At 57.7% G+C, this 15230-nt stretch carries 13 protein-coding genes and 1 tRNA gene; 6 read left to right on the top strand and 8 right to left on the bottom strand.

The window, feature by feature from the left end; genetic code table 11:
* Positions 1-9: 9 nt before the first annotated feature.
* Positions 10-951, bottom strand: coding sequence for a cation diffusion facilitator family transporter (locus tag ACWGKN_RS01805; RefSeq protein WP_035226378.1), 942 nt, complete (start codon positions 949-951; stop codon positions 10-12).
* 323 nt (positions 952-1274) lie between these two features.
* On the opposite strand from ACWGKN_RS01805, the gene ACWGKN_RS01800 reads away from it, so the two are divergent.
* Positions 1275-2237 (top strand): cation diffusion facilitator family transporter, encoded by a 963-nt coding sequence (locus tag ACWGKN_RS01800; RefSeq protein WP_052159625.1) that lies wholly within the window; start codon positions 1275-1277, stop codon positions 2235-2237.
* Positions 2238-2361: 124 nt separating this feature from the next.
* On the opposite strand, the gene ACWGKN_RS01795 is transcribed toward ACWGKN_RS01800, so the two are convergent.
* Both ACWGKN_RS01795 and ACWGKN_RS01790 read right to left on the bottom strand, forming a co-directional pair.
* The gene (locus ACWGKN_RS01795) at positions 2362-4818 is read right to left on the bottom strand and encodes a spermine/spermidine synthase domain-containing protein (RefSeq protein WP_035226373.1); all 2457 of its coding nucleotides are present in this window, start codon (positions 4816-4818) and stop codon (positions 2362-2364) included.
* 451 nt (positions 4819-5269) lie between these two features.
* A tRNA-Pro gene (locus ACWGKN_RS01790) sits at positions 5270-5346 on the bottom strand.
* A 314-nt stretch (positions 5347-5660) separates the two neighbouring features.
* Here ACWGKN_RS01790 and ACWGKN_RS01785 point away from each other — a divergent pair.
* Positions 5661-7118, top strand: a complete 1458-nt coding sequence (locus tag ACWGKN_RS01785; RefSeq protein ID WP_424254929.1) for a catalase — start codon at positions 5661-5663, stop codon at positions 7116-7118.
* Positions 7119-7193: 75 nt separating this feature from the next.
* Here ACWGKN_RS01785 and ACWGKN_RS01780 read toward each other — a convergent pair whose 3' ends face one another.
* The 3 genes from ACWGKN_RS01780 to ACWGKN_RS01770 all read right to left on the bottom strand — a co-directional run bounded on the left by ACWGKN_RS01780 (position 7194) and on the right by ACWGKN_RS01770 (position 10718).
* Positions 7194-7949, bottom strand: coding sequence for a hypothetical protein (locus tag ACWGKN_RS01780; protein WP_035226368.1), 756 nt, complete (start codon positions 7947-7949; stop codon positions 7194-7196).
* A 30-nt stretch (positions 7950-7979) separates the two neighbouring features.
* Positions 7980-9560: an MBL fold metallo-hydrolase RNA specificity domain-containing protein gene (locus ACWGKN_RS01775; protein ID WP_452094574.1), complete on the bottom strand. Its 1581-nt coding sequence runs from the start codon at positions 9558-9560 to the stop codon at positions 7980-7982.
* Between the two features lie 69 nt (positions 9561-9629).
* The gene (locus ACWGKN_RS01770) at positions 9630-10718 is read right to left on the bottom strand and encodes a nitroreductase family protein (protein WP_424254926.1); all 1089 of its coding nucleotides are present in this window, start codon (positions 10716-10718) and stop codon (positions 9630-9632) included.
* A 235-nt stretch (positions 10719-10953) separates the two neighbouring features.
* Between ACWGKN_RS01770 and ACWGKN_RS01765 the strand changes: the two genes are divergently transcribed.
* A complete protein-coding gene (locus tag ACWGKN_RS01765; protein ID WP_035226565.1) occupies positions 10954-11751 on the top strand; it encodes an RMD1 family protein in 798 nt (265 codons plus the stop codon).
* 3 nt (positions 11752-11754) lie between these two features.
* Here the strand turns inward: ACWGKN_RS01765 and ACWGKN_RS01760 are convergent, their stop codons facing one another.
* Together ACWGKN_RS01760 and ACWGKN_RS01755 are read right to left on the bottom strand one after the other, a co-directional pair.
* On the bottom strand, positions 11755-12585 hold the full coding sequence (locus tag ACWGKN_RS01760; protein WP_035226366.1) for a class I SAM-dependent methyltransferase: 831 nt from the start codon (positions 12583-12585) through the stop codon (positions 11755-11757).
* Between the two features lie 164 nt (positions 12586-12749).
* Positions 12750-12959 (bottom strand): cold-shock protein, encoded by a 210-nt coding sequence (locus ACWGKN_RS01755; RefSeq protein ID WP_035226363.1) that lies wholly within the window; start codon positions 12957-12959, stop codon positions 12750-12752.
* A 334-nt stretch (positions 12960-13293) separates the two neighbouring features.
* Between ACWGKN_RS01755 and ACWGKN_RS01750 the strand changes: the two genes are divergently transcribed.
* The 3 genes from ACWGKN_RS01750 to ACWGKN_RS01740 all read left to right on the top strand — a co-directional run.
* Entirely contained in the window at positions 13294-13782 is a 489-nt protein-coding gene (locus ACWGKN_RS01750; protein WP_035226361.1) for a phosphatase PAP2 family protein, read from the top strand.
* A 47-nt stretch (positions 13783-13829) separates the two neighbouring features.
* On the top strand, positions 13830-14219 hold the full coding sequence (locus tag ACWGKN_RS01745; protein WP_035226359.1) for a diacylglycerol kinase: 390 nt from the start codon (positions 13830-13832) through the stop codon (positions 14217-14219).
* A 210-nt stretch (positions 14220-14429) separates the two neighbouring features.
* Positions 14430-15230: sulfide/dihydroorotate dehydrogenase-like FAD/NAD-binding protein (locus ACWGKN_RS01740; RefSeq protein ID WP_452094573.1), on the top strand; the 801-nt coding region annotated here is incomplete at its 3' end.

Raw genomic sequence — 15230 nt, 5'->3', positions numbered from 1 at the left:
GAGGCCGCCTCAGTGACCGGAACGAACCACAGCGTCACCAATCCGATCGCCACAATCGGGTTCGAAGAAGGTCCAGCGGATCTGGGGAAAGCTCTCCTTCAACCGCCGTTCAATGGCATTGATGGCGGCAATCAACTCCGTCTGGTCGCCGCATTCCCGCATCTCGGCCTTGACCGCGACCATCACGTCCTGCCCGAGCTGGAGGGTGATCACGTTGAGGAGTCTGCCGATCTCCTGCTGCGAGGCAAGATATTCCTCGATCGCCTTCTGGACCCGGGGCGCCGTGCTCTGGCCGATCAACAGGCTCTTGACCTCGACGCCGATGAAGAAGGCGATCAGGACCAGCAGGACGCCGATGGCGATGCTGCCCAGGGCATCCCAGAACGGGTCGCCGGTGAGGATCGTCACGCATATGGCGATCAGGGCCAGAACGAGGCCGAAGAGTGCCGCCAGGTCTTCGCCGAAGACCACGATCAGTTCACTCTGCCGGCTTTCGCGGAACCAGCGGACCAGACTCCGTCCTTCCCGCACCTTGTTGACCTCCCGCAGACAGCCCCACAGCGAGACCGATTCAGCGGCGATCGAGAAAACGAGAACCCCGATCGCAATCCAGGGCGATGACAGGGCGGCCGGATGCTGGAGCTTGTGGAAGCCCTCGTAGATCGAAAACACCCCGCCCATGCTGAACATGATCAGGGCGACGATGAAGGACCAGAAATAGATGCTCTTGCCGAAACCGAGGGGATACTCCGGCGTGGCCGGCCTTTTCGCCTGTTTCAATCCCACCAGCAGCAGCAGCTGGTTGCCGCAGTCGGCAAGGGAATGAACCGCCTCGGCGAGCATCGCCCCGGATCCGGTCATGATCGCCGCCGTCAGTTTGGCGGTGAATATCGCCAGATTCGCCCCCAGGGCATAGAAGATGGATTGCAGCGAGTTGGAATGTTCGGCCATGGAACCTCCAGCGGCGGAGCGGTTCAGGAAAATGGATGCACAGGCCCACCGATGGTCGGCCGTCGCGCCCCTATCTGGTATTTACTCAAAGAAAGGTCGTCTGACAAGAGCCCAGCGACGGACCCCTCGCTGCAGGAAAAAGGCCTGATACCGGGTTGACAGCCCGACCCCGGCCGAGCTCCCTTCCGCCCCAGGAATGGCGGGCCGGTTCCACCCGAGATCTTTCGCCTTGTCAACCAATAGCGCCGTCACTATAATCATCCTCCTGGCAACACGAGGAATTCCAGCACACAGGTTCACCGGGCCAAGCGGAGGGGTATCCGATGCCGTCAGGCAACACCAGCGACCGGAGCAATATGGATCCAGGCGATCGACAGCAGCGGGGGATGTTCGCCGTCCACCTCGGACTCGCGGCCAACGCCGTCCTTGCCGTACTGAAGACCGGTATCGGCATCGTCGGTCACAGCCCGGCCCTGCTTGCCGACGGCATCAATTCCACCTCGGATGTCGCCTACGGCGTGGTGGTCAGCATCTTCATGCGCCTCTCCGGCAAGCCGGCCGACCGGGAACATCCCTATGGCCACGACCGGCTCGAATCGATCGCCGCGATCGTGATCGGCGCCTTCGTCATCACCACCGCCATCTCGATCTTCTGGTCATCACTCGACAACATCTACGATCTCCATCGCGGTCAGAGCGATTTCCTCGGCGCCTCCCGCCTGGCACTGTGGATCGCCGGGGCGACCGTCATCGTCAAGATCGTCCTGGCCCTGTGGACCAGAAGGGTCGGCGACCAGACCCGGAACACCGCGGTCGTCGCCCTCGCCGCCGACCACCGCAACGATATCTTTTCCGCCCTCGCCGCCACCATCGGCATCATCTTCGGCCGGATGGGCTTTCTCTGGATCGATCCCCTCGCCGGCGGCCTGGTATCACTCATCATCCTCGACACCGGAATCGGGATCATCCGCCAGGCCAGCGCCGACCTGATGGACACCCTCCCCGGCAAGGGCCTGAGCCGACAGATAGCAGACCTCCTCCAGGACGTCCCGGGCATCGACCATATCGAGGACATCCATGGGCACCGCTTCGGCCCCTATCTGGTGATCAACATCACCGTCGGGGTTGCCCCCGATATCACGGTGGCCGAAGGCGACAGAATCGCCTCCCAGATCGAAACCATCCTTGTCCGCCAGATCGACTTCATGCGCCGGGTCTTCGTTCATTATCATCCGGCGGCACAGCGCCCGCCACAGAATCCGCCGCCGGTCGACCGCCGGTCCTGAGCCCGGGATTCAGGCGATGGCGCGATAATCTTCATGCACACTCGCCGCTCGCAGGTCGTGGAAGTTCGAACTGCAGGACCGGTTGAACGAACAGCTCCGCGAGTGCGTCACCCCTGAAAGAACCTTATGCCGATTTGACGGCCTGTTTTGCTCCCTCCCTTCCCATCATTCTCGACGAACAAACCATCGCTACAATGTAGCAACAAATTGCGAATAACAGCATATTCCTGAAACCGAGATACAGGGAAAGGATGACGGCGGTAATGCTTCCGATGACCGTAAAGAGCCCATTGAACGCCCAGGCCCAGGCCACAGTTCCAGCAGGTTTGTCCCGTGTTGCAAGGATCCCGAGGGGAAAGGCCATGCCGAGAAAAAATGTCAGCGGAAAGAGAAAGAGGACGGCACAGAAAGATCGCAGGAACGTCCCGAATGTCAACAGGTACTCAAAACTGGCCTGATAGCCGAAAGCGATACCCAAAGCCGACAGTATGATCCCTATGAAACAGACGAAGTATCGTCTCCGTTCGAAGAGTTGCAGCATCTCCGAAGAAACGCTACCGATGCCGGCGCCGATAAGATAGGTGAACACGACCACTGTGTAGGTGTACAAGGGGTAGCCGATAAGCTTCATGAATACCTGGATCGAAATCAGTTCAAAGATGATGAAGCCCATGCCGATACAGGAGAAATACAGCAGGGTTTCCCCCTTGCCTTGCCATTTTTCCTTTCCCGTCCTGGAGAATACGAGGGGGACCATCGTAAAGATCGCGGCAAAGACGAGGGCGGCGCCTGAAGTAACAATCAGATGAATGATGTCCCGAGGGAGCCCATTCTGCATGCGGGAATTCAGCAATCCGGATACGGACATATTGACGAATGCATCCTTGTCGACAGCCGGTAACTGCTGCATCGTCTTGATCAAATGGTTGAAAAATGGCCGATCATCGGTAGTGGCAGAGATATTGTACGGTATCCTCTGCTCGATTTCCGCCGGCAGTTCTCCGCTGAAAAACGCATCGCTCAGGAAATTCTCCTTAGCCGGACCATAGGGATTCACCGCGAATACCGAACCGTTCATGAACGACCTGATTCTCGACACCTCCTCTCTGGTCCACGGAGACATCTTCACCAGAAAGGTCGGGAGATTATCCCAGGAGGCCGGTACTTCTAAGACCAGGACGTGATTTTTGAAGTCAGTTAATCCCAATTCCCGCCAGGCCTTCGCAGCGGTGAGAACCATGCGTGGATATATATGGTGGTTGATATGCAATATTCCATCGGAATTAAGATGGGTGAAGTATTCTCTGTAGGCGTCAGTGGTTTGCAGATAGGTTGCGCTCAGGGCACCGCTTCCCGAAGCAATGCTGGAACTGGTATGGTTACTGTTTAATTGGATGATGTCGAATTTCTTTTGGCTTGAACGAAGGAAGCTCCTTCCCTCTCCCTTTTGTATATTACACTGGGGGGCATTCATGACCCCGCCGATATACTCATTGTATTTTCCCTTGCCGAGGTCAACGACCTTACCAACCAACTCTATCCCGTCGACATGTTTTGCGCCGTATACCAGTGCCCCTTTTGCCTCCTGCCCCCCGGCGCTCCCAATAATCAAGACCTCCTGATCGGTATCCTGTTTCAAGAAATGGGAAACGAGAACCCCTCTGCCCCAGAAATGCGAGGTCGCCTTTTCGGGGAGTTCCTCTCTCAGCTGCTTGTAATCGCCATTGAATTTGTAGAAATAACTGGTCTGGGAACCACCGTCATAGGCTATCCACCGGATAGCATCCTTCTTCGGGTATCGAACGACATCTATTTTGGAAATAGGATCCCACCATGAGCCATCGATAAAGCCTCGATCGGCCATAAGCGTTGCCAGTCCCCGCTTATCCATATGTGGAGAAAACTCATAATATCCGTCTTTCAATACCACTGCGGCCACCAATCCGATCGCAGCTATAAGCGGGATGCACCGCAGGATCCGGCTCGGAATCAATATCGCCAGGGCGACCAATCCCAACGCAGCCACGATGACAATCAACCCAACCGTGCCAAAATGCGGTAACAGGGGGATTATCAGCAGGCAACCGAGAGAGGCCCCGATCAGGTCCCAACAGTAGAGCCGGCGAATATCCCCGGCGTACGCGCTGAAACCGCTTGAAAGAATCAAACCGGTGATAAAAAAAGGTATACTGATGGATGAGTAGATGATGAAGAAATTCAGAACAGCCCGAGGAGTGCCTTGGCCTCCGATAGCCGAGAAATCGAATTTGAATGTATCGATCACTGGGATAACCGCCAGTGTCGAAAGCACCATAAGCGTCACCAGGGTGGCGATGTAACGCGTTGTCAGGGTTTCCTTGACTTTCGGTCGAAGTGACAAGTACACACCGGCAAGGCCGAAGGCGAACATGGCGAGGGTGATGACCATGAAGGCCATATGCGGATACCACAGGACATCGAAGACCCGGATAAGCGTCAACTCAAGCAGGAGTGCGGCGCCAGCAACGATAAAGATCAAGAAGGAGAGAACTCGTACGGTCGGTTGCGCGTTTTGAGGTAAGATGGACGGCGATGTTGTCATATCTGGCTCATTCAGAGTGTGTTGTCACAAAATTGTGGCATAGACGGAAAAAGGCCAACAAAACTAACACACAAATCGCATCAAAACAAGTCCCGCCAGGGAGTTCGGCGAGTAATCAACCACCGGCTGCGGCAGGTGGTTGGTGAGTTACGAAGCGTATCGTCCCGGTGGTCACCAGCCAATCGGCGGGCTCATGGTTGAAGCGATGCAGAGTGGCATGATCGTAGCCCCCGGAACCACACGGCCATGATCGATGGGTCACTCAACCTGCACGGTTGACGACCAGTGGCAAAGCGGGATCCAACGATGAATGCCTTTCGACGAATAATCCGAGGGGAAGCCGGGCAGGAAGCATAGCCGTGATTGTCCTGGGGGCTGGAGGAGGAACAGCAGGTAAAAAAAAAGCCTTGGGGGTGATACGTCGACCACCCCCAAGGCTTGCATCTCCAAGTGGTCGGGATGAGAGGATTTGAACCTCCGACTCCAGCGTCCCGAACGCTGTGCTCTACCAGACTGAGCCACATCCCGACCTTTGCCATTTTCCCGTGCGGAAACCCCTGGAAAACAGATGTGCAATTAATATCTGCTCAGACCGGCAAAGTCAAGCGCAAAAGCCGGCCGGAAAAACTCCGCTTCCACGATACCACAATGCCCGGTTGCCGCAGGGCAGATCACGCCAGTCGGCAGCCATACCCGGCTAAAGCGGCCAGAACCACAACCATGTAGGAATAATTCTCATTTAAAATTGACAATCAGTTTTGCCGGGATATAATTGCTCACACGCATTGCCCCCGAATATCCAGACATGGAACAGATCGATTCAACCCATTCAAGGAGGCATCATGAAGAAAAACGGAAAGCTCACCAGCAATAACGGCGCCCCGGTCGTCGACAATCAGAACGTCATGACCGCCGGCCCTCGAGGGCCGCAACTCCTGCAGGATGTGTGGTTTCTCGAAAAGCTCGCCCATTTCGACCGCGAGGTGATACCGGAGAGGCGGATGCACGCCAAGGGATCCGGCGCCTACGGCACCTTCACCGTCACCAACAGTATCACCAAATATACCAGGGCCAAAATCTTCTCCAAGGTCGGTAAGAAGACCGATCTCTTCGTCCGCTTCTCGACGGTCGCCGGCGAGCGCGGGGCGGCCGACGCCGAGCGCGATATCCGCGGCTTCGCGATCAAGTTCTACACCGACGAGGGCAACTGGGACCTGGTCGGCAACAACACCCCGGTCTTCTTCCTCCGCGACCCGCTGAAATTTCCCGACCTCAATCACGCGGTCAAGCGCGACCCGCGCACCAACCTGCGCAGCGCCAGGAACAACTGGGATTTCTGGTCGTCGCTGCCCGAGGCCCTGCACCAGGTCACGATCGTGATGAGCGACCGCGGCATCCCGGCCACCTACCGCCATATGCACGGATTCGGCAGCCATACCTTCAGCTTCATCAACGCCAGGAACAAGCGACACTGGGTCAAGTTCCACTTCAAGTCCCAGCAGGGGATCAAGAATCTGACCGACGCCGAGGCGGAAGCCCTGGTCGGCAGGGACCGTGAGAGCCACCAGGTGGATCTCTATAGCAGTATCGAGAAGGGCGAATTCCCCCGCTGGACCATGTATGTGCAGATCATGACCGAGGAGCAGGCCGCTCAGCTCCCCTACCATCCCTTCGATCTGACCAAGGTCTGGTACCATCGGGACGCGCCGCTGATCGAGGTCGGCGTCCTCGAGTTGAACCGCAACCCCGAGAATTACTTCGCCGAGGTCGAGCAGGCCGCCTTCAATCCGGCCAATGTCGTCCCCGGCATCGGCTTCTCGCCCGACAAGATGCTCCAGGGCCGGCTCTTTTCCTACGGCGACGCCCAGCGCTATCGTCTCGGCGTCAACCACCACCTCATCCCGGTCAACAAGGCCCGCTGCCCCTTCCACAGCTATCACCGCGACGGCATGATGCGCGTCGACGGCAATTATGGCAGCACCCTCGGCTATGAACCGAACAGCTACGGCGAATGGCAGGAGCAGCCCGAATTCGCCGAACCGCCCCTCGCCCTCTCCGGCACCGCCGATCACTGGAATGCCCGCGAGGACGACAACGATTACTTTACCCAGCCGGGCAAACTGTTTCGCCTGATGACCGTCGCCCAGAAAGAGGCCCTCTTCGGCAACACCGCCCGGGCCATGGGTGATGCCCCGAAGGAGATCAAGATCCGGCATATCGGCAACTGCCTGAAGGCCGACCCCGATTACGGCAAGGGTGTGGCCAAGGCCATGGGTATCCCGTTGAAGGATGTGAAATAGACTGGGTCGAAATCACCGCGAGAAATAACAGGGGGAAGGCCGGCGGCCCTTCCCCCTCGTTATGACATGACCGGTTTACCGGAGAATGAACCCGAGAACCTCCAGATCCTTGGCCCATGGACTCCAGGGACCGGTGACGAAACGGGCGGTCATGGTTTTCGGACAAAAGATGACCCTGGCGTCGCGATCGAGATTGCACCGGCGATCATAGTTGGTATGACTGAGGCGGAGGGACCAGGTTCCGTCAATGTTGGGACAGACCTCTTCGACATAGGCAGGATGGCCTGTCGGCATATTGCGCCGACTGTTGCCGGCAAGGATGATCACCGATCCGGCCTGCGGCCGCTCCGAGACCGCTCCCTGTTGCATGGCGCAGGAGTACCACTGGACCGGGCTGGTGTTGCCCAGCCGGCAGATATCGATGCCGGATCGGCAACGGGCATAGATCAGGCTCTGCGGCTGGCACCGGGTGGTTCTGGTGGTCTTGACGGTTTTTTTCTTCCCCTTCTTCAATCGCACCGTTTTGGTGCAGGGAATACGCCTGCCCGGCTGCAGGTCGAAACAACGGTCGCCATCCGTTCCCCGGGCAACCTGACACTCCCCGGCGGTTGCGTCGCCTTTCACCTGCGCCCGGGCGGCGGCACCGATGCCGGCCTGGTCGACCGGCGGCAACCCTGGCTCGGTCATGCGGCATTCGCCGACAACCTGCGGATCCCCATCCTGCTCCTGCAGCGGCGGTGAGCCGGCGCAGCCGGTCAGAATCCACAGCCAGAGCAAGATGACAAGCGGCCACCGCGGCGAGGCCGTCACAATCCGGATCAACACCTGCACGGCCCCTCCTTTCTTCCGCTTTTCATCCGATCAGTTGATGCTGATGCTCTGGCCATGACTGGGAACGGTAACCTCGAAACCCTGCTCCCGCAGATAGGTGGCGAAGGCCAGCGACTGCTCCTCCTCGCCGTGCACCAGGGCGATCTTCTTGATCCGCAGATTCGACTCCCGGAGCACCCTGGTCAGTTCATCGCGGTCGCCATGGGCGCTGAAGCCGCCGACGGTGTGGACCTTGGCCCGCAGCGGGTATTCCTTGTTGTAAAAGGTGAGGATCGGCGCCGGGCCCTTGCGGCCGCCCTCCTCATAGGCCTGGCCCAGTTCCTGGATCCGCCGCCCCAGGGTGTTCTGTCCCATATAGCCGACGATCAGCACCGTGTTGCGTTCGTCGTGGATCTTGTGCCGCAGGTGATGCAGGATCCGCCCGCCCTCGCACATTCCCGACCCCGAGAGGACGATATGCGGCCGCTCGTCGCGGTTGAGGGCCATCGAGTCCTCCACGGTATGGATGAATTTCAGATACTCGAAGCTGAAGGGATTGAGCCCGTTCTGCAGGAAGGTCCGGTGGGTGTCGAGATCGTAGGTCTCCGGGTGTTCACCGAAGACGTTGGTGATGTCGGTGGCCAGCGGGCTGTCGATATAGACCGGGATCTTGGGCAGTTGGCCCTCCATGTAGAGTTCATGGAGAAAATAGATCAGTTCCTGGGTCCGGCCGAAGGCAAAGGCCGGGATCAGGACCGAACCACCCCGGGCATAGGTCTCCTCGACGATGCGGCGGAGCGCCGGCTTCATATCGACCACCGGATCGTGGAAGCGGTCGCCGTAGGTGCTCTCCATGATCATCAGGTCGATATCGCGGTGCTCCTCGGGAAACTGCAGCGTCGGGTCCTCGATGATCGGTTTGCCGAACCGGCCGATATCACCGGAGAACATGAGGGTGCGCCGCTGTTCCCCGGTTTTGTACTGGAGAGCGGCCATGGCCGAGCCGAGGATATGGCCGGCATCATAGAGGGTGCAGGTCAGATCCTGGCCGACGACCACCGGATGGCGATACGGTACGCCCTCGAAATACGCCAGCGACTCCTCGGCGGCCTGAATCGAGTAAAGCGGCTCGATGATCTCGAGATGGTGGTCGCGCAGGATTTTTTCGATCAGCGGGACGTTGAGATACTGGTTCTCGGTCTTGAGGGTCAGGCCGATCTCATGCATCTCGTCCTTTGACAGCCTGGCCTCGACGTTGCCGGCCCGGACTTTGGCGAGGAAGTTGCGGGCGGTCTTGTAATTGAGGTAGGCGGCGTCGCCGTCCTGAATCTTGGCCGCATCCCGCAACAGGTAGGCGCAGGCATCGGCCGTGGCCCTGGTGCAGAAGACCCGGCCCCTGAACCCCCTGCCGGTCAGCATCGGCAGGCGCCCCGAGTGATCGATATGAGCGTGGGAGAGCACGACATTGGTGATCGCCTGGGGATCGACCTCGAGAACCCGGTTTTTTTCTTCACTTTCTTTCCGTCTGCCCTGGAACAGCCCACAGTCGAGCAGGATCCTGTCATTGTCGGTGGTCAGGGTGTGGAAGGACCCGGTAACCTCCCGCGTCGCTCCATGAAACGTTACATGCATGATCATCCTCTTTTCAGTATTCGTGTTTTCGTGGGGATGCAGGGCAAACGACTTTCTTCCTGCATGTTTTCAATCGGCAGCCAATTTCGGTTGGTTGAAACTGCGCAGACTGTGCAAGTCCTTCTTCTGCGAATAAGCGACAAGTCCCTGCGGATCGGGGTAGCCGATGGCGATAAACATGATGACCCGTTCATGTCTCTTCAGCTCGAGCAGGTTCTCCGCCCTCCGCTCCAGTGTCTCGATATCGGGCCAGTTGAGCGGGCAGGAACTGAGGCCCAGGGTTTCGAGGGCATACATGAAGGACATGATCGACAGCGAACTGCCTATATAGATACCGTGCCGGTCCCGTTCCCCGTAATAGGCGGAGAGGTCCCCGATAACGGCGCAGAGCATCGGGATATTGTGGCTGAAACCGGCCGTGCCAAGCGGCAGCGGTCGTAATATCCGCAGCGATTCCGGTTCATCGAAAAAACGATAGAAAAAAGGCTGCCGGTTGCAGGCCGTCGGCGATTCGGCTGCGATCTCCAAGGCCCTGTCGATCAGGACATGGGGCACCTCGGTCTGGAGGAACCAGCGCACCGATCGACGCCGTTTTGCCAGGGCGGCGAAACTGTCGAACGATACCGGGCATGAGCCACGCCGGCTGTAGGGTACCCTGCCGCCCCGCCCCTCTTCGGCTGGATGATCAACGCTGAGAAAGACCGCTTGGGCCCGCTCCACCAGACCCTCATCTGCCACAACCTCAAAATAGCTCTCGAGGATATCATGGGCCCAGGCCAGATCCTTGGCCCAGTCGGCAGCGCAACCGGCCATGCGGCATTCCCGATAGCAGTCGACCGTCTCGCCGATATACGACAGGGCGAAACGCTCACGACGGGGCCGCATCAGCAGGCCTTTTTCAATGCGATGGATGTTGCGCCGCAGCAGGGTCCGTGTCGAATTCGGATCAACCGTGGAATGATACAGCGCCAGGCCGGCGGCCACGGCCTGCTGCTCCCGCCGGAAGGCCCGGGAAAAAAATCCATAATAGAGGGTGCGGAGCCAGCCGGAACCGGCTACGCGCCGTAGAACGATGCGTTGCTTCGTGCTGAAGGCCCGACGCAACCAGGTCAGGACCACGGGGGGCATTTTTCTTTCGACGAACAGCATCAACGACATACGAAAAGCCCTCCTGTATGCGGGTTGGCGGCAGTTTCATCGGTGAGCCGGCTTCAATCGGAGATCGCCCCGTCATGCGTCGACAACTATACCATAACCCCCTCGATCCAAAATACAATTTATTCTGGCGGCAGGGGCCTGGACCAGAGGTGAGGTTGCCACTTCGTCAGAACTGTGACATAATAATGCAATTACAGATCATTTGCTCTCAACAGGAACAGTGGAGGAGCAGGACATGCCGGATTTTCCCTTGCAGGGGCTCGACCAATTCACCACCCGGGCGCTGTATGTCGGTAATCGCCTGGATCTCCATCCCTTTCGCAATACCAGCCGCCTCGCCGCCTCGCCGCTTGCCATCGGTGCCGGGGCGGTGGGGGTCGTCGTACTGTTCCGCTTCGGGGTCGTCGTCATGTTCGGCCTCAGTGCCGCGGAGGAGGCCGCCTTTCTCACCGCGATCACCTCGAGTATAATCGAACCCTACGACGGTCTCGAGGTCGAGGAGGTCACCGTTGAAATCACGCCGGACAAGGGGGATCGAGTCGATTCCTCCACCATTGTCCTGCCGGGCATCGATATAATGAAGCTGCAGATCATCGCCGATGCCCTCGCCAAAAGCGTGGTGCTGGGCTACTACGAGACGACCATCAACAGATCGTTCGACCGCATCGAGCCGCTGGCCTCGAAACTTCAGCTGGGAAAGACATACGGACACCAGAGCCGCAGCCTGCTCAGCCATATCGGCGATGTCCTGATGATCCAGGTGCGGATGGTGGGAAGAGTCGAGATCAGTGAAAAGCCCGAACTCCTCTGGGATCTGCCCCAGTACGAGCGACTTTTTGCCGATCTTGAAGACAACTACGAACTGCGGGAAAGGTATCTGGCCATCGAACGCAAGCTCGAACTGGTGTCGCGCACCGCCGAAACCCTCTTCGGCCTTCTGCAGAACAGGCGCTCACTGCGGGTCGAGTGGTATATCGTCTTTCTGATCCTGTTCGAGATCCTGCTCACGCTGTATGAAATGTGGCTGGCCTGAGATTCAGCCGATCAAGGCGTCGACGCAGATCCGATACAGCCGCGGGGTGCAGTGGCCGCAGATGGTCACCGTTGCCGCCACCAGGGACCTTCCCTGCTGCCGGCAGATGTGCTTTACCTTCTCGATCGATCCGGCGAAATTTCCCTTCTCCTGCATGTCATAAAAGTGCAGCCACCTCTGATGCTGGAGGGAGAGCAGTGCCAGATCGAGAAAGCCCTCAGCCGATTTCGGCAGGGGCATGACGATCCGGTCGAAGGTCTTCTTCAATCGCGGCACGACCGCCCGCACATCGCCCTCGTAGAACAGGACATTGGTGAGTCTTCTGTTGTACCCGAGATTCTTCATGGCGTAGGCATGGGCGATTGGGCTTTTCTCTATACCAATAACCCTGCACTGCGGCTGCGTTCGGCCGATGACCAGCGGGTACGGGCCTATCCCGGAAAAAAACACCAGGACCCGTTCACCCGGTTGCACCAGCGAGGCTATACGTTGACGCTCATTGCCGCTGCGGACGGAAAAATAGACGGCCTCCGGATCGACCAGCAGCCGCACCCCGTTTTCCCTGTGGAGCGTTTCCTTACGATCTTCTCCGCCGATGATCTCCAGCGGCAGGGTCCGGAATTCACCATCATGGATGCCCGCCCGCCGGGCAACCACCTTGATGCGGCGATGCAGATCGAGGATGGCCCCGGCAATGAGCCTCTTTTTGCCAAGCAATGCATCCGGGATGACGATGATGGCGATATCGCCGACAATATCATACGACTGGACGAAGATCGCCATTTCCTCGGGTGCCAGTTGGTCCCTCAGGATTTTTTTCAGTTCTCCGCTCATATCGTCAGCGTTTACGGAAATAACCGATGTGCGACACCCTCTCGAGCGAACGCGGTGGATCGCCGACAAAAAAAAGCGCCATGGAAAGACCGACCGCCAATTCCATGACGCCTGATCAGAGATGAACTCCGCGCCAATGCCGGCAGCAGAGAAGCGTAGAAAGACTATTTCCCTTTGATCTTTACAACATTGTCAGCAGCAGGTCCCTTTGGTCCCTGAACGATATCGAAACTGACACGGGCGCCTTCCTCGAGTGACTTGAACCCTTCTGATTTGATCGCGGAGTAATGAACGAAGATATCCTTTCCCCCATCTTGCTCGATAAAACCAAATCCCTTCGCATCATTAAACCACTTCACAGTACCTTCAGCCATCTTCTAACTCCTTTGTGCATTGTTCTCAAAAAACGGTTTTTGAGATACCATCCCGGTTATCCCAGCACAATTTTACCTATCCGTAGAAAATTTTCAAAGAAAAAGAAAAGATACATGCATATTTACCTTGCTGAATTGTTATATGATACAATCGCACAACTCGCCTTGTTTCACCTCCCGAAAATAACCTCTGATTATCAGAAACAAGACCTTTTGATCGGATAAGGTCATCGGCCACCGGGCGATGAAGGCATCGTTCCGCCCCGCCTTGACATTTCAGCCTTTCAATAGTAGCGTAAACACAGTGTACAGCATCCTTTTTCCCCGGATTTCAATGGACTCCATCCTCGCCGCCGTAACCTGGCTCGGCTCACTGTACGTCCTCCTGCCGTCAACGGTCCTGCTCGCTCTTGTACTCCTTAAGGCTGGACGGCCAAACGATGCGGCCCTGCTCGGTCTCAGCCTGCCGGCCACTACCATTGTCGTCCATCTCGTCAAACTTGTCGTCCGCCGCCCACGTCCGGAGGTCTCCAACCTGGTGGTGCCGATGCCTCCCGACTGGTCCTTTCCCAGCGCCCACACGGCCCAGGCGGCTACGTTTTTCCTGGTACTTACCCTGATCGCGATCCGTCGGCTGCCACCGTCCCGTTCCCTGCCGACGGCGCTCAGCTGCCTGCTGATCGTAGCCGGAGTCGGCTATTCGCGGATCCACCTCCAGGTCCACTATCCCTCGGATGTCATTGCCGGCCTGATCCTGGCGATCGGTATGGTGATGCTGGTGCAGAAGATTCTCCCGCATCTTCCATTGAATACTACCAGATAAGGACCGCCGCAGGGTAAACCGACAAAATTCTTCCCCGACCTGCAACCATGCGCAACAAGTTCCTCGGCACCGGCGAAAAAGGGTATCACCCGATCCGCAAGATCATGGTCTGCGTCTCCGGCCTGCGATATGCCATCCGCTACGATTTCAGTGTTTCCTACAAGGTGTTTCTGTCGATCAGCACGCTGGTTGTCTGCTTTTTGCTCCGACAATGGATCGATTTTCTCCTGATCATGGCGGCAACCGCGTTGATGCTGATCGCCGAGATGTTCAACAGTGCCATCGAGGCCCTGTGCGACTTCATCGAAACCCACGAGAACCACAAAATCAAGGTTATCAAGGATATATCGGCTGCAGCGGCCGGCCTCAGCATCCTCCTCTGGGCAACCATTCTCATCGTCGAGTTGTCACGGCTGCGGGCTGTCCTCCGTGCATAAAGCGCACAAAGCGCACAACTCTTACATGTCCTGCAACATCTCGTATTGTATTGAGATATGCGACTTGCAATGATTTGATTCGGTCTTTCCACATCACTTTAATCTGGGGTTGATTTAAAACTGAACTTATGCTTACCTGCAGTCTTGAAAACAGGATTCCAAGCAGTCGATACACGCGATACATATCATGTTCTCATCACGGAGGAAAAAATGTTCAAAATCGTGAGACGCCAGGAGATGACCGGTGGAACAGTAATACTCAACGAGATTGAGGCCCCGCTTATCGCCAAAAAGGCTCGACCGGGACAGTTCGTCATCCTGAAAGCCAACGAGAACGGGGAGCGGATTCCCCTGACGATGGCCGACACCGATCCGGAGAAGGGTACGATCACCATCATTTATATGGTTGTCGGCAAATCGACCGCCCTTTTCCGCGACCTGCAGGTCGGCGACAGCTATCAGGACGTCATCGGTCCCTTAGGCAAGGCCACCCACCTGGAGAAGGTCGGCAAGGTCATCTGCGTCGGCGGCGGCACCGGTGTCGCCGTGCTCCATCCGATCACCCGCGGTCTCAAGGAGGTCGGCAACGATGTCACCTGCATCATCGGGGCACGGAACAAGGACCTGCTGATCCTGGAAGATGAAATGAAAAAGGCATCCCACGACCTGCGGGTCTGCACCGATGACGGCTCCTATGGGCATCACGGTTTCGTCACCCAGGTCATGCAGGAAATCCTTGATGCCGGTGGCGTCAAGCTGGTCGTCGCGATCGGCCCGGTACCGATGATGAAGGCGGTGAGCAAGATCACCAAGGACTACAATGTTCCGACGATGGTCAGTCTGAATCCGATCATGGTCGACGGCACCGGCATGTGCGGCGGCTGCCGGGTCACCATCGGCGGCGAGACCAAGTTCGCCTGCGTCGACGGCCCCGAATTCGACGGCCACCAGGTCGATTACGATGAACTGATCAAGCGCCTCCAGGCCTATCAGGAAGAAGAGCGGGAGTGC

Source organism: Desulfoprunum sp., from assembly GCF_053613775.1.
This window is presented reverse-complemented; position numbering and strand designations above follow the sequence as displayed.

Bases quoted from the DNA above. Each gene is read 5' to 3' on its own strand.
- ACWGKN_RS01805 (WP_035226378.1), bottom strand. From the start codon at position 951: ATGGCCGAACATTCCAACTCGCTGCAATCCATCTTCTATGCCCTGGGG.
- ACWGKN_RS01800 (WP_052159625.1), top strand. From the start codon at position 1,275: ATGCCGTCAGGCAACACCAGCGACCGGAGCAATATGGATCCAGGCGAT.
- ACWGKN_RS01795 (WP_035226373.1), bottom strand. From the start codon at position 4,818: ATGACAACATCGCCGTCCATCTTACCTCAAAACGCGCAACCGACCGTA.
- ACWGKN_RS01785 (WP_424254929.1), top strand. From the start codon at position 5,661: ATGAAGAAAAACGGAAAGCTCACCAGCAATAACGGCGCCCCGGTCGTC.
- ACWGKN_RS01775 (WP_452094574.1), bottom strand. From the start codon at position 9,560: ATGCATGTAACGTTTCATGGAGCGACGCGGGAGGTTACCGGGTCCTTC.
- ACWGKN_RS01770 (WP_424254926.1), bottom strand. From the start codon at position 10,718: ATGTCGTTGATGCTGTTCGTCGAAAGAAAAATGCCCCCCGTGGTCCTG.
- ACWGKN_RS01765 (WP_035226565.1), top strand. From the start codon at position 10,954: ATGCCGGATTTTCCCTTGCAGGGGCTCGACCAATTCACCACCCGGGCG.
- ACWGKN_RS01760 (WP_035226366.1), bottom strand. From the start codon at position 12,585: ATGAGCGGAGAACTGAAAAAAATCCTGAGGGACCAACTGGCACCCGAG.
- ACWGKN_RS01755 (WP_035226363.1), bottom strand. From the start codon at position 12,959: ATGGCTGAAGGTACTGTGAAGTGGTTTAATGATGCGAAGGGATTTGGT.
- ACWGKN_RS01750 (WP_035226361.1), top strand. From the start codon at position 13,294: ATGGACTCCATCCTCGCCGCCGTAACCTGGCTCGGCTCACTGTACGTC.
- ACWGKN_RS01745 (WP_035226359.1), top strand. From the start codon at position 13,830: ATGCGCAACAAGTTCCTCGGCACCGGCGAAAAAGGGTATCACCCGATC.